The organism is Streptomyces sp. NPDC051907, from assembly GCF_040681075.1.
Taxonomy (GTDB): domain Bacteria; phylum Actinomycetota; class Actinomycetes; order Streptomycetales; family Streptomycetaceae; genus Streptomyces.
Window position 1 is genome coordinate 97,120 of record NZ_JBFAYB010000013.1, and the last position, 14,819, is coordinate 111,938.

At 66.9% G+C, this 14,819-nt stretch carries 6 protein-coding genes and 1 pseudogene; 4 read left to right on the top strand and 3 right to left on the bottom strand.

Going from position 1 to position 14,819, the window contains the following annotated elements; all coding sequences use genetic code 11:
- Positions 1–209 precede the first annotated feature (209 nt).
- Genes AB0M39_RS10975 through AB0M39_RS10985 form a run of 3 tightly spaced genes read left to right on the top strand, consistent with a single transcriptional unit; the run spans position 210 to position 5,328 of the window.
- Entirely contained in the window at positions 210–1,388 is a 1,179-nt protein-coding gene (locus tag AB0M39_RS10975) for a hypothetical protein (RefSeq protein WP_365362547.1), read from the top strand.
- The gene (locus AB0M39_RS10980; RefSeq protein ID WP_365362549.1) at positions 1,385–4,693 is read left to right on the top strand and encodes a hypothetical protein; all 3,309 of its coding nucleotides are present in this window, start codon (positions 1,385–1,387) and stop codon (positions 4,691–4,693) included. Before AB0M39_RS10975 ends, AB0M39_RS10980 begins: the two co-directional genes overlap by 4 nt.
- Positions 4,693–5,328, top strand: coding sequence for a hypothetical protein (locus AB0M39_RS10985; RefSeq protein WP_365362552.1), 636 nt, complete (start codon positions 4,693–4,695; stop codon positions 5,326–5,328). The genes AB0M39_RS10980 and AB0M39_RS10985 overlap by 1 nt, the downstream gene beginning before the upstream one ends.
- A gap of 351 nt (positions 5,329–5,679) precedes the next feature.
- Here the strand turns inward: AB0M39_RS10985 and AB0M39_RS10990 are convergent, their stop codons facing one another.
- The 3 genes and pseudogenes from AB0M39_RS10990 to AB0M39_RS11000 form a co-directional block, all read right to left on the bottom strand.
- The gene (locus AB0M39_RS10990) at positions 5,680–6,714 is read right to left on the bottom strand and encodes a UvrD-helicase domain-containing protein (protein ID WP_365362554.1); all 1,035 of its coding nucleotides are present in this window, start codon (positions 6,712–6,714) and stop codon (positions 5,680–5,682) included.
- Entirely contained in the window at positions 6,701–8,311 is a 1,611-nt protein-coding gene (locus AB0M39_RS10995; RefSeq protein ID WP_365362556.1) for an AAA family ATPase, read from the bottom strand. Before AB0M39_RS10995 ends, AB0M39_RS10990 begins: the two co-directional genes overlap by 14 nt.
- 580 nt (positions 8,312–8,891) lie before the next feature.
- A pseudogene (locus AB0M39_RS11000) lies at positions 8,892–9,163 on the bottom strand (transposase); the annotation flags it as partial.
- 224 nt (positions 9,164–9,387) lie between these two features.
- Here AB0M39_RS11000 and AB0M39_RS11005 point away from each other — a divergent pair.
- On the top strand, positions 9,388–14,799 hold the full coding sequence (locus AB0M39_RS11005; protein ID WP_365362558.1) for a hypothetical protein: 5,412 nt from the start codon (positions 9,388–9,390) through the stop codon (positions 14,797–14,799).
- Positions 14,800–14,819 lie beyond the last annotated feature (20 nt).

Here is a 14,819-nt window from a genome sequence, read left to right on the forward strand (position 1 = left end):
GAGAGGTCTGACAATGCGGGCCTGGTCGTATTGGGTTTGTGCCAACTTTCGCATCCCACCGTGTTCGTTTCCGGTCACCTCTCCATGTCGCCTTGGCCATCACGCCAGGTCACGAGCAGGTTCCAACGCGACGAGAGCTGGTGACCTTTAGGCCGGAAATAACTCTTGCCCTCAACCGGTGTCAGTGGGTGGGTTCATCATCATCTGCCATGACGCAGGAACCATCACAGGCCGAGAGACGCCCGTCCAGCGTGGGGTCACATGCAGGGGCCCCGACGGCAAAGCTCGTCGGTGATCTGACCACGACTGCCTTGCGAGCGGCCCGTGCCTTTGCCACCCGGCATGAGGAGCCTGCCGCATGGCGTGAGGTGTCACGGATGCACGGGGTGTTCCTCAGCCTGCTCCCTCCTGCGGCAGCTCCCCCGACGCCCTCAGATTTGATTGCCGCCTTGCGACACCCCATGCGGGCCTGGGTCCCGCTGCGGTGGGATCTCGTTCCGAGCGAGCTCGGCTCGTTCAGCGTCTTGAGCCACGATGACCTGTTGACCAGCGAGGCCATCGAGTACGGATCCGATTACAACGAGGCACTCTTCGAGAACCACGAAGCAGGGATCGACTGGGTGCCACGGTGGGCTCAGCAAACCTTCGAGAAGGTCGAACGCTCCGTCTACCTGGTTCTCTCGTCCGCGGGGCAGAACGAGTACGTCGCCACACGACAGATGCTGATCGAGGTGCCGGCAGGCACCGTTGAGCAGGTCAGCGACGAACTGCACGAGCGCGGAGCCCTGCACACCGAGGCGTACGAACCTCTGCCGCCTGATCGCCAATTCGTCTCCGGACAGGATGCTTGGTACGTGCCCTGCCCGGTCTGTCGGTGGCCGATGCACGTGCGTGGCTCCCTGCTGGCGTGCCGGTATCCGCAGCATGTCGGGCAGTTCACCATCACGCAGGCGCACGACGTTGACGGGGCGCCGCGTGTGCGCGGCCCCTTGCCGACCGTCGCGGTCCACGCGGCCGAAACGGTGTGTCTGCACGAAGCTGTCTGGCGCTACATCACCGTCCCCGGCATCACCGAGGTGTCACTGATGGGCTGGCTTGCTGAGCAGGCTGGCATCGATGGCGACGCAATCACGAAGTGGCCGCACAAGGACCGGTGGGACATCAGCGTCCGGGCTGGCAGCAGCGTCTTCGAGGTGGACCTCAAGGACACCAGGTCCCCGTCCCAGCTCGTCGCCAGGCCGCCACGGGCCCGGCACGTGGTCGTGCCCGACTACCGGTCCTGGCAGGTCGCGCAGCTGCGCCGGTCCTTGCCGACCGGGCGCTATGAGGTCCGGACCGTCCGCGCGTTCAAGACCCTTGTCGGCAAGGCCCTCAAGGAGGCGCAGTGAACAGTCGTCCTCTCGCCGCGATGAGCGTGCAGCGCTTGAGCACTGTGGCCGCGCTCGCCTTGGCCGCCCGCCTGTTCCCCGACCGCAGTGACGACTCCTTCCGGCACGCGACGGCGATCCGGGACGCGCACTTCCTCGTCTCCGGGCACACACACTTGTGGAACGACTATCCGGATCTGTCGTCTGAGGACACCCGGCGAGCCACCCGGCTCCTGCTGCACCGCAGCGTGCGGCTTGCGATCCTGAGCGCGTTTCGCCGCGTCGTCGAAGGGCTGTTCAACTCGGCCGAGATTCCCGAGGGGTTCGCTCTCCTCGATGACGAGCACTACCTCGTGACTGAGCCTGTTCACCAGCAGCTGGCCGCTCTGGTGGACGAGGCCCTGGGTATCCTGGATGACCGTGCCGCCGTGCTCGACGAGGGGCGCAACCGCCCACTGGCCCTTCAGGGTCACTTCCGTATCGGAACGCAGATCCCCGATCCGAGCCGGCCAGGCAACGGGGTCATCCAGGCCCACTACGTCCTCGACGTGCCCCACATCGAGACGCCATTGCCGGACTTCGGCAAGCCCCGCAAGTGCCCAGTGCTGTCCGTGCCGATCGAGGCCCTTCGATCGATTGCCGACTCGCTGGATCGGGCCTTCGGCCAAAGCCACCGGCGTCAGAGTCTGGACCGGCTCTTCCAATACATCCGTCACGCCGACGGCTCCTTGCTCACCGAAAAGAACCTCGTGCTCAACGCCGGGCTCATCAGGGTGCTCAGCGCGTGCACCGGCTCCGGCAAGAGTGTTCTGGCGAAGTTGCTGGCCGAGTGGGGCGTCCTGAACGGCTATGTGACCGGAATTGTGGTGCCGCGCAATGACAGCGTGCTCGCCTTCACCCATGCCCTGCGTGTGGAGCTCAAAGAGCTCGGTCGCACTGACGCGGCGGTTGTGCCGCTGATCTCGCCGAACAGCATGCAGGCAGAGGCGGAGAAGGCCGCCCGCAGTCACGTGGAGGAGGGCCGGCTCGATGAAGCGGATCAGGCGTTCTCCGAGTTCTCCTACGGCTGTGGCATGCAGGCGAGGTCCACTAACACCCAGGACGTCGACTTGTGGCAGCCCGGGCGCGAACGCTGTTCGGACTTCGAGGGTATCGACGCGGACACCGGCGACTTCCGTCGCCACCGCTGTCCCTGGTACGCCCACTGCGGCAAACACCGCCACCAGCTGGCACTCGACAGCGCGAACATCATCGTCACCAACCACATCAACCTCATGTCCGGCCGACTCCATGTCCCGGTGCTGGCCGAGGGGCAGCTGCGCAACCACATGAGCGTCGAGGAGGCGCTGCTGCGCCTCACCCATCTCCTGCTCATCGACGAGGCAGACGCCTTCCAGGCCACCGGATTCGCCAAGAGCGCCCATCACGTCACTCTCGCCCGCTACGGCAGCCGACAACCCAGTGCCCTACAAGAACTCCACGACCAGTTCAGCGTCCGAGCCGGGGCGTTGATGTACGAGCTCGAGCGCTACATCCATCCCAAGATCACCCAGGCGCGATTCTTGGCGGAGAGCTACGTGAGCAACGCGGCCAACGGACGCATCGCCCAACGCGGCCCCAACGAACGCAACCGCCAGCAACTCGCACGCCGCCGATTGATCATCCCGCGCCGCTGGGATGCGTGGTGTACAGCCCGGCTATGGCGCACCCCGGAGGATTCCTCCCCGACGCGCGAACAGGTCGACGCATTCCGCAAGTTGTTCAACCCCAGCGAGGATGCTCGACTCACTGAGTCGACCGTCCCACCCATCCCCGGTCTCGGCGACAGCAGCTGGGAGCACCTGGCCCGGCTGCGCAGCGAACTGCTCGACACCACGGCCCTACGCGAAGGCGCCGATCCCGTCTTCGACGGCGCGCACGCGCGGATCGAATCCGCCACAACTCTAATACTAGATAAAGCACTTGACGATGACGACCGTGAACTCCTGGTCGACCTCCTGGTGCGGCGAGCCTACCTGGAGCAGATCCGCGCCCAGATCGAGTACGTGACCCGCTTCGGAACTTCACTGAAGGCATCCGGCATCACCGCAGCCAACGAGCTCGCCGAGATGCTGGACGACAACAAGCAGTGGCACGCCGCCCCCTACGGCCCGCTGGGCGCGCCGGTCTTCGGTTTCACCGCCATCCATGACATCGAGGACAAGCACCGCACCGAACTCGCCCTGACCTCCTTCGCCGGCGACCCCCACGCCTACACCGCCCAGCTCGGCGACACCACCGCGCTGGCACTGTGCGGGCAACGCCGCATTGTGCTGGGACTCTCGGCGACTGCGCACATGCCCGGCGGCACCATGCACCACCTCATCACTCCACCGACCTGGTACGTGCCCGATGACATCACCGGCTCCCTGGTACTGAAGTCGCTGCCCCTGGTGGACGAGCGCAACAATCCCATCCGGATCTCCGGTACATCAGACATCCACCGGGACCAGGCCCACCAGCGGATGGGCCGCGCCCTGTGGTCCCACATCGTGCAGCATCTGAAGAAGCTGGGCAGCCGGGCGAGCACCGCGCACCGGGCCCGCATCCTCGTCGCCTGCACCTCCTACGTCGGCGCCGGGCAGCTCGCCGAAGGCATGATTTCCGCCGGCGCGGACCCGGACAGCATTGCCGTCGCCGCCCGCGTCGAGAGCGAGAGCGCCGTACCGGCGCACTTCCGGCGACGCCCCGCCTGGCATGAGATCCCCTCGGATGCTCTGGAACGCTTCCCCCACCACAACAGTGCCAAGATCCTCATCGCACCGCTCGCCATTGCCGAACGCGGACTGAACATGGTCGACCACAACGGGCGCTCCCTGGTCGGCGAAGTCATCCTCGCCGTCCGCCCGATCCCGCTGATGGACGAACCCGCCCAGCTCCTCGCGCTCATCTCCAGCCGCGCCTACAGCGCCCTGAACCGCTCGCAAGATCCCGCCGAAATGCTGCGCGAACTCTCCCGCACCTCCAGCGCAGTCCACGAAGAGCTCTTCCGCAGCCACCATTTCTTCCAGTCCCTGCCCAACCAGGTGCGCCTGTCGATCGTCGCCGAAATGCTCATCGGCATCATCCAGCTCGGCGGCCGCGTACGGCGAGGCGGCGACCAAGGCGTCCTCTACCTCGCCGACCACGCCTTCCACAACACCGCAAGCGGCAGCGACCTGCCGCGACTCATCCGAGAACTGCGCCACGGCTGGGCCAAGACCGGGCAGCTCGAACTCCTGCAGAACATCTACGGAAACACCCTCACCGCGATCTTCAACTTCGCCGACGAAAGGACCAACCACTGATGGCCGCCGGCCCCACCCGCCTCTACACCGCCGACTTCCCCCTCAGCCCTGAACTGATGGGACAGGTGTGGTTCTACCCCCTCACCCCCGAGTTCGAGGACTTGTGGGAAGTCTGCGAACGCCAGTGGGACCCCGACGAAGGCTTCCGCACCCCGCACGGTGCCCTGCGCGTGGCCCTGGGCACCGCAACCGGACGCATGATCGTCTTCACGATCTCGCGGCGACGCAGCACCGGGCCCGACGAGGCACAGAGCCTGATCGTCGCCGACGGCCCTCTAGATGCCAAGCTCACCAAGCGCTGCTTCGACACGTGGCAGAAGTTGCACTTCCCCAACCTCAAGCACCAACTCCTCAGCGAGCACATCGATTTCCGCAACACGGCCTGCCGCCCCCTCACCGACGTCCTGCAGCGCGACGACGGCGGCTACATCACCGGGCCCTGGTGGTGGAAGGACGCCGCAGGGTGGGCCGCCATCCAGCAACTGGCAGCCCGCCCCATGACCGACCAGCAGCACCCCGACCAGCCGGCCACGCCCTTCCGAGTGGCGCTCTCCCACGACGCCAAACGACTCGTGGCCTGGGACTACCCCTACTACCGCACCATCAAGCCATGCATGGACAGGGCCACCGCTTAGCGTCAGGAGCCCCTCAACGCCCGGCCACACTCATGTAGGCAATAGTGCGCCTGGCCAGCACAACCAAACACCTGACGCCCAATCAGAACGAGCTTGAAATGAGCGTCACGAGCGCCATTTCAGCGTCAAGATATCGCCCGTAACGCCCACACCGAACATAATGCGCACGAGCAAAACCGCATTTCAGGACCCCTTAGCTGCCGATTCAGAGATCGCGACGCACTCCACATGATGGGTCTGCCGCGGCCTGTCACGGAACCGCCTGGACACCCTCTACAGCCTGGTATCTCATAGCGGGACCGTACTCGTCAGGCGAGGTCAGCCGCATCAGATCTGATCGACCCAGCCTATTCACGGCAGCACGAAGGTCACGCTATGCCTCGCCCGTGTCACTGCGACGTAGAACTTCGCCTGCTCATTGAGGACGTTGAAGTCGCGGGTCTTGTAGTAGGTGATCATGGGCTTCGTCGGGAAGATGAGCACCCGGTCGTAGGTGCTGCCCTTCGAGGTGCCCATGTTTATCACCTCAAGATCGCCCGTCTTGGTACGCCGGTCCCACCGCAATACGACCGGCGAGTACTGCGCTACGTACCCCGGCACGTCCGACCCTCGGATGTCGAAGATGCCGTCATGCCCTGTCAGTTCCGCGTTCTTCGAGATGGTGCGGGGCAGCTTCGGGTAAAGGTCGTCTGCGAAGTCGCAGATTGCCTGGTTGCAGCGGAAACTCTCCACGCGGCTGTCGATGACGCAGACGTCCGCGCGCTCGTTGAACCAGTCGACGATGGCGCTTCCCCGGTACCGCCTGTTCCTCGCGGCGGTATTGGTCGCGAACGTCGCCTGTCGGGGGTCACCCACCATCGTGAGACCGACAGGCGACGTCATCAGAGCGTCCAGCAGATCGAGGTCGTACCCTGCCATATCTTGGATTTCGTCGACGTAGATGTGGTCGTACATCCCCGTAAGGCGGTCCACGACCCTGCCACCAATTCGCTCGTTGGCCTCGTGCGCCAAGGCCGCGACCTCATTGCGATACACGGCGCCAGCGGTATCGAGGTAGTACTGCTTCGGCTTGTCCTTGCGGGTGAACCGGGCCCGCTGCCCCAGGAAGTTAAGGCCACCCATCAGGCCGGTCTCGCCCAGAACGCAACTCTGGTAAGGGCGAGCGCACTGGTTCATCAGGAAGGTGAACCAGCCCATGACCGTGACATGACTCGGCAGGATGCCGGTGCCTTCGCTCAGCCTGTTCACGATCTGGCTGAGGTTCTCATTGGTGTAGGTCGTCACAAGGACCCGCTTCGTCGGGTCACCGAGGACCCGGTCGATAATGTGCTGGGTCTTGCGCGAGCCGGCCGCCGCGATGATGGCCTGGTTGTTAAGAGACCGCATCGATGGCCTCCGTGATGTACGACGGCATCGTGATGGTCTGGTCGCTCTCGAAGATGGCCAGCGCGCAGTCAGTCTTGTGCTTGGTCATGTAGTCGAGCAGGGCGGTGTCAGTCCTGTGGCTCTGTCCGAGGACGGCGTTCAGATCAGTGAGTGCGTTCACCTTGAACAGTTGCGGCTCCAGGGTCTTGTACGTCGCGTCCTCGCCGACGTGGACACTGATGTTGGGTTGAGCGGTATACCGGCTGTACTGCTGCTGCACATCCCGGACGTCGTTCCCGTCGTTGTCCGTAACAACGGCGACGATGTTCTGCGGCAGCAGCATCGCGATATCAAGGAACCGCTTGAAGGAGAGCCCGCGGACGTTGATGACGTCGATGCCACTCTCAGCTGGAAGCTTGCCGCCATGCGTGTCCATGTGGGCTCGCTGGATGACCAGTTCATCCGACGGGCCCTCGACGAGGATCGACCGCTTCGCTAGTACTAGACGGAGGGTGTCGTATCCCGAAAGCTTCCGGAAGTAATCCTGCGTGCCGGCTGGAAGGCGATCAAGGCGGACGCCTGCGGAGGAGGACAGCAGGACGAGCTTCTCCAGTCCGAGCTTGTTCAGCACGAAGGAGCTGTGCGTGGTGATGAAGACCTGCCGGTCCTTGCACTTATCGCTGATCTTGCGGATCAGCTTGCCCAGGTTCGGGAACGAGAGGTGGTTCTCCGGCTCTTCGACGAGCACAATATGCGCGTCATCGACCTTCTTATTGAGGGCTAACAGGATTTTGAGTGTGCTCTGCTCGCCCTTGCCGACGAACTGGTAGGGAAGATCGTCCAGGTGCGGCACAATGCCACTTTCCCAGCTCGACTTCTGCGAGACGTCGATGTTCAGAGTCAGCTCGCGGTCACTGACGTCGTTCGGGGCGCCTCGCAGGTCCCCATTGATCCTTGCGATCGAAGCATCTTCTGCGAAGGTCTCCCGAAGACTGCGGTACGCCCGCGCCAGTTTCACGCGCTCGTCTGCGTCCAGGTAGTCATTCAAGATGTGTCGCATGTAGTAGTCGACACCGCTTTGCAGGTGGATGGTGGCAGCATCGATCAAGGAAGCGGTAGCCGGGATACTGCGGAACGTGACCCCGTTCCCGTCAAATGAAAGCCATTCAACCTTGTAGTACTCAGTGGGGATCAGTCGGACCTTGTCAGGCCGCTTGATGAACTCCTTGTACTCCGCCTCGTAGTCCGAGTTCAGAGCGACTCGGATACGGACGCCAGGTTCATCTACCTTCAGAAGGTTGTTAGTCCCCTTGAGGCCAGCCGTCTCGGAGGACGCTTCCAGGAAGAGGTCGATGATGATTTCAGGAGGCACAACCGGGCGCCCGACCTCCAACGCTGCGATCCACTCAGCAACGGCTTCTTGGTGGAACAAATACGGTGACAGGTCCTGGTAAAGCGGGCGCCCGCGCAGCTTACCGGTCAGGCCGAGCTCGATAGCATCCAGAATCGTCGACTTACCCGCGTCGTTGTCCCCCACCAAGATGTTCATCTTGGGGTCGAAGTCGAGGGTAAAGTCCCGGAATATTCGGTAGTTGCGAATGACGATCTTGGAAAGCATGTACCCCCCTGGCACGAAACTTCCTTCGCGCGAAGGCCAGTGCCGAATTAGGTCAGCGGCACCAAGCTCCCCACGAGGCCCCACTACACCCTCTCGAACAAGCAGCACGGGAGCATAGCAGGTGTCACGCTAGCTTCAGGAAGAAGGCGACTTAGTCGAACAAGCTCTCTATTTATGGGTCGCCCCTCCGGTTGGGATCTTCTCCGTCGCCATTTGACTGACGGGTGACCGCAGTAGCCGTAGCTGACAAAATTGACGCACCGGTAACAATAAGCGCCTGCAAATATCGGTAGAGGCGCTAAGATCACGAATTCCACGCCGACATCGAGTGGCAGACCGCCGATGGGCACGCGCGCCTCGATGTACGCATCAACGGCGCCTACGGCATCGTCCTGGGCTACGAGATTGTGGAGTTCCTCAGCCAGGTCTCCCGCGTACTCCGGAACTTGGCCGACCCGGCTGACCACGCGGCGAAGATGGTGCGGAAAGCAGACGCGGCACGGCGAAGCTGAACCGGCACACCCAGGTAGGCCAGCAGATGTGCTTTCCGTGGCTAGCTAGGCCCCGGCCGAAGGTGTGGCAGGCGGCCGTCGGCTGCCCGGGGCAACGGCACCCCGACCAGAGCCCGACGCAGCCGAGCGACATCGATCCGGCCGTGGTTCAGCCCTGAGTAGAGGGCACGTGTCCACGCCGGTCCACGAGCGTGCGGACCGGACCGTCCGTGCACAGCAACGCGTCGCACAGCTCGAACAGGGCATCGCCGCGCGAAAGCAGGCAGGAGTACAACTCGGTCCGGAATGCCGTCACCGCTGCGAACGCGTCCCGTTGAACCCCGTGCTCAACCCGTTCCACGATCTGGCCTCCACGCGGCGCGCCGACCTCTCCTCGCAGGATCAGGCCCCGGCCTCACGGACACGCCGTGAACAGGGGAAACCCTGAACAAATTCGAGCCCGTTCGACGGTGGACCAAAACGTCAAGCTCAGCTCCGAGCAGCGCTCCACACGGTGGTCGTCGCGCCCCCCGATGTCAGTGCGGCGGGATACCGTCCTCGTCACGCTGAGGTGAGGGGAGAACCATGGCGAGGAACGCCCGGGCCGAGCAGCTGCGGGAGTACGGCCGGTCCGTGCTGGAGGGGGCCCGGTCGGAGCAAGTCCTGCGCATGGCACGGCAGGTGAACGCCGTGTCGTACACGAGCGCGCGGGAGTACGCCGGCCGCTCGCTCTTCGAGTTGCTGCAGAACGGCTACGACGCGCATCCGAGGGACCGCCGCGACGGACGGGTCCACGTCCTGCTGGACGAGGCGGAGGGCGAGTGGGGGACGTTGTACGTCGCCAACGGAGGGAGGCCCTTCACCTGGCGGGACGTCGAGCGGGTCTGCGAGCTCGCGCAGAGCTCGAAGGAGGTCGGTGAGGGCATCGGGAACAAGGGCGTCGGGTTCCGCAGCATCTTGCTGATCAGCGACGCGCCCGAGATCTACAGCGCAGACCCCGACAGCCCGCTCGGCCCGGAATTGGACGGGTACTGCTTCCGCTTCGCGCAGAAGGTCGACGTGGAGGAGTTCCTCGCCGGTGAGGACAACGCCCACGAGGTGGCCGCCAAGTATCCGCCGCTCCAGGCGCCCCTGCCGCTGGACGATGTGCCCGCGACCTGTCGGCAGCTCGCCGCCCAGGGGTACGTAACCATCGTCCGGCTGCCCTTGCTGAGCGAGGTCGCACGGGCCGAGGTCCGGCTGCGGATGCGCGAGCTCGCCGGGGCGAAGGTACCCGTGATGCTGTTCCTCGACCGGCTCGCTGGCCTGACGCTGGAACGGCGGGCTGCCGATGGCGAGTCGGGCGACCGCCAAGAGGCGCACGAGCGGTACGAGCTGACCCGCTCCGAGGAGTGCTTCAATGTGGAGCAGGACGGCGCCGGGCACGGATTCCCCGTCTCCTGCGCGACCGTGGACCTGGGGCCGTCTGGCACCTTTCTCGTAGCCCGGGGCACCGTGGAGAAGGAACGGCTGAACAGCACGCTCGCCGAGGCCGTGGGTTCCGGGCTCCTCGACGACACGTGGCAGGAGTGGAAGCGGTCCGCCGTCGTCGAGGTCGCGCTCCCGCTGCCCGCCCCGCGCCGACCGCGACGCGGGCAGATCTACACCTTCCTGCCGATGGGCGAGGACCAGGCCGCGCCGTTCCCGGGGCACGTGAACGCCCCGTTCTTCACCAAGTTCGACCGCACCGGGCTTCCCTCCGACAACCCCCTCAACGTGCTGCTGCTCGACGCGGTCGCCGAGACCTGTCTGGCGGCCGCCGCGGTACTGCGTACCGTGCCCGAGCCGTCGATGGGGCAGCTCGCCGTGGACCTGGTGAGCTGGGAGAGTGAGAAGGGCTCTGCGGGGCGGCTGCGCGCGGCCGCTCTGCGCGTGCACGGGAGCGAACTCGCCGACGTACCGCTCGTGCCCGTTCTCGCCGCGGACGGCGCCCCGCCGGAGGCGGGCTGGGCCCCGCCCCGGGGCGCGCTCCTGTGGCCGGACCTCGACCTGGCCGTCCTCACGGCACACCGCGCGCACAAGGCCGGGATTGTGGTGGCTGATCCCGAGATCGGTGGCGACCGGCTGAAACGGCTGGCCACCCTGTGCAAGGCCCTCGCGTGCCCGTGGGAGCCGGGCCCGGAGATCCTCGCCGAGTACGTGGAACGGATCGTCGGGGACCTTCCCCTCCCCCGGTCCGGTGAGTCCCCCGAGCAGTGGAGCGCGCTCTACGAGGATCTGGCTGCCCTCTTCGAAGACGACGGGCACGTCCTGCACGGCAGGCAGTTGCTGCTCGCGGAGAACTGCACACTGCGGCACACCAACCGTCCCCTCGGCAGGGCGGGTACGGGCACAAGCACGCGTACACAGGGCAAGCCGAGCGGTCAGGGTGTCCGCCGCGAGGCGTTCTTCCAGCCGGTGCGTACGGAGGCGAACCAGACCGAGGCCCCGTCCGTCCCCGCCCTGCTCGGCAAGCGGTTGTTCTCCCTGCACCCGGGGCTGGTCTGGAAGGACCCCGGCGAGCGTACGCGCGGGCGGGCCGCCCGCGCCTTCCTCGAGCAGGAGGGGCTCGTCCGGCCGTACGACACGAGGGGCTTGCTGGACCACGTACGGCAGACGCTCAGCGCGAGCACCGATCTCCGGCTGCGGCTCCAGACCCTGCGGTTCGTCTTCCGGCTGTGGCAGCCGCGGCGTTCGCTGGGCGGGACGGAGATCTCCTCGCTCGGACTGTACGTACCGTCGGCGGACGGCCGGCTGATCAAGGCGAACGGCGCCGTCTTCGGCCGGGGCTGGGGCCGCGCGTCCGTCGGTGAGGACCTAGCGGCGGTGGTCGCCGCCGGACAGGACGTGTCGAAGAGCCTCAAGGCGATCGCCGAACGCCTCCTTGCCCCGCCCGAGGAGTTCGCCAAGCGGGGCGAGACCTTGGAGGAGTGGCGGGCGTTCCTGCTGGAGGCCGGGGTGGCCGACGGGCTGGCCCCGGTCAGGTCCCCCGACGCCTTGAACCGGGTGGACCAAGGCCGGGAGATCAACGCTCGGCAGCTGGTCCGCATGGCGAAGGTGTCTGCCGAGGTGCAGAAGCAGTGGGAGCCGCACGTCCACTGGCCCGGTGTCTACTACCCCCGGACGCCGTACCGGGGAACACCCGCCTGGCGGCTCCCAGGCCAGGACGTCGTCGGACGCCTCGGGCAGGAGGCCCGGCTGGCGTACGCACGGCTTGTCCTGCACGGCCTGGCCAGCTGGAACGACGAGAGGTTCGCCAGTGTCTGGACCAGTGCCGGCAGCCAGAACTCCCCGGACACAGAACGGGTCACGACCCCGCTCGGCGCCTTCGTCCGAGAGCAGCCGTGGCTCCCAGTGCGGGGCCGCGACCGGGCCGTCCGGTTCGTCCGGCCGGCCGACGCCTGGCACTGCCCGCCCGGGCTGGAGGAGGAGCCCTCGTACGCGCCGACCGTCGACCATCGGCTGCGCCACCTCCTGGAGCGCGGCAAGGCAGGCGACCGCCTGCGGGAGATGCGGCTGCCGACCTGGGACGACCCCCGGGACAGCGACCGCCTCATCGCCGCGCTGGGACAGCTCGCCGCGGAGGGCACGCTGGGCGCCGAGGACCGGCCCGCCGCGCAGCGCGCCAACGAACGCGCGTGGAGGCACCTCGTGAGGCGGCCCCGTCCCGCACTGCCCGAGGGCGCCAGTCTCCTCGCTGAGTCCGAGGACCGGCTGATCAGCGTTCCGCTGTCCGCCCTGGACGGCGGGGAGAGCGATCGTGATGCCGAGACCGTGCTCTACGTCAGCGGTGAACGCGACAGCCTGACGGCCCTGCTTATACGGGAGATGACGCGCCCCCTGCTCACCCTTCCCGGTGTCTCGGCGGAGGCCGCCGAGCTGCTGGCGGCCGAACACCCCGCCACCGTCCGACACACCGACGACCTGATGTTCACGGTGACCGTGGACGGCGCACGGGTGGACCGCGTAGCCATGGGAGAGCCACTGGTCCAGCAGTTGCCCTGGCTCACGCTGGCCGTGGGCGTCCTCTCCGACCACCTGGCCCGCGGCCCCCGGGCGAGCGAGGCCGAGCTGAGCGAGCTGACGTCCCTGGTCCGGAGCGTATGTCTGCACCGCTACCGCTCCTGGGACATCGAGCTCGACGGCCGGCCCGTGACGTTGCCGGGCCGCCTCGGCGGAGTGCTGCCGCTGCCCGATCCGAAGCATCCGCTCGTCCTCGCCCCGGCAGGCGAGCCGGGCTGGCACGAGACCACCCGCATCGTCGTGGCGGTCGCCGAGCTGCTGGGACGGCGGGAGTTCGGCGACCGGCTGCGCCTCGCCGCCCACCAGCTCGCCTCCCGCCACGCTGACCTGCGCGACCCGGGCCAGGAGGAGCTCGCCGACGCCCTGGAAGTCACGGTCCACCAGGTCGAGGAGACGAGTCGCCGGATCGACGGGGCCATCGGCGTGGTCCTAGAGCGCTGCCGGCCTTTCCTCGTCCACCTGCTCGGCACGGAGGCCGCGAACTCTCTGTTCCTGCCGCCGCCCGGCGACACCCGGGAGTTCCAGGCTCACCTCGAGGAGTACGCCGCCGAGCTCCCGGTCCCCGTATCCGAGTTCATCGCCAGGGCCCGCGCAACCCGCGGTACGGACGAACTGCGGCGCGACCTGGGCATCGAATTCGCCGAGCTGAACGACACCCTGCGCGCGATGAACCCGCCCCTGGAACCGATCAGCCACGCCGACGAGCACGAGGAGGCGCTCCGCACCTACCTGGACCTGCGCAAGAAGGAGCTCGTCAACCGGCTGCGCTGGGCGGTGCTGGAGGACTTTGACGCGCGCCGTCCGATGCCCGACTGGCCCTCGGTCCGGGCCCTGGACTGGATCACCGCGCCGGAGGCATGGACGTACACCGTGGACACGGCCGACACGGGGAGCCTGGAGGCGCACGTGGAGGAGCAGCTGGCGCTGCGCCTGGGCCGCGCGGTGCCGTTGCCCCGGTCGGGCGAACGCCTGCCCGCCCCTGACCAGGTACGCGGCGCGAACCTCCGTACGATCACCGGCCTGGCCGCCGACCTCGCGGTCCTGGTCAGGGCTACCGGACACCCGTTGCCCACGGCCCTGACCGGAGTCGAGCCCGCCGAGGAGGTCACCGCGCGGCTGGAAGCCGCGGGCGCGCTGGACTTCCGACCCCTGTCCCCCACCGACGTCGTCGGCTGGCTTGCGGCCCTCGGCCAGTGGCCCGACGGGATGGCGATGGCGACGGACCCCGAACGGCACGGGCTGTCCGAGGGCGACCTGGACCGGGTGCGCAACGCGGCGGAACACGAGCGCCGCGAACGGGAGCGCAAACGGCGGTCGATCTCCGTCGGCGGCCGCGACTTCGACGTGCACTCAGGCGACTTCACCGCCCTCACCCGCGAACTCGACCAGGTACTGCAGAGCGGCTCGGCGCCGGGCATCACCGCCGCCGGGCCGCTCCGCTTCACGGACCCCCGTCCCCAGACCGGGCGCACCCAGGCCAGCAGTCACACGCGCGGGCGGCGGTACGGGGGCGGCACGGACAGCGGGCTGACCACGGCCCAACGGGAGGCCATCGGCTACGTGGGCGAGTGGTACGCGTACCAGTGGCTGTGTGCGTGCTACCCGGACCGCATGGACGAGACCGGCTGGGTGTCGGGCAACCGCCGCAAAGCCTTCCCCGGCCCGTCCGGCGACGACGGCCTCGGCTTCGACTTCCGGGTCGGCTCCGGCAGCCGGCCCTACCTGTACGAGGTGAAGGCGACCGGGGGCGAAGGCGGCCGCTTCGAGCTGGGAGAAAGCGAGGTCCGCGCGGCCCGCCAGCACGCGGGCAACGACCGCTGGCGCCTCCTGATGGTCACACACGCCCTCACCCCTCACAAGATGGCCATCCAGATGCTCCCCAACCCCTACGGAAAGCGCGGCCGGGGCCGCTACCGCGAGGAGGGCGGGGCACTGCGCTTCTCGTACCTGCTGTGACCTTGACGTTCAACTCCAGC

Coding starts and splice junctions, on each gene's coding strand:
- AB0M39_RS10975 (WP_365362547.1), top strand. CDS start 210: ATGACGCAGGAACCATCACAGGCCGAGAGACGCCCGTCCAGCGTGGGG.
- AB0M39_RS10985 (WP_365362552.1), top strand. CDS start 4,693: ATGGCCGCCGGCCCCACCCGCCTCTACACCGCCGACTTCCCCCTCAGC.
- AB0M39_RS10990 (WP_365362554.1), bottom strand. CDS start 6,714: ATGCGGTCTCTTAACAACCAGGCCATCATCGCGGCGGCCGGCTCGCGC.
- AB0M39_RS10995 (WP_365362556.1), bottom strand. CDS start 8,311: ATGCTTTCCAAGATCGTCATTCGCAACTACCGAATATTCCGGGACTTT.
- AB0M39_RS11005 (WP_365362558.1), top strand. CDS start 9,388: ATGGCGAGGAACGCCCGGGCCGAGCAGCTGCGGGAGTACGGCCGGTCC.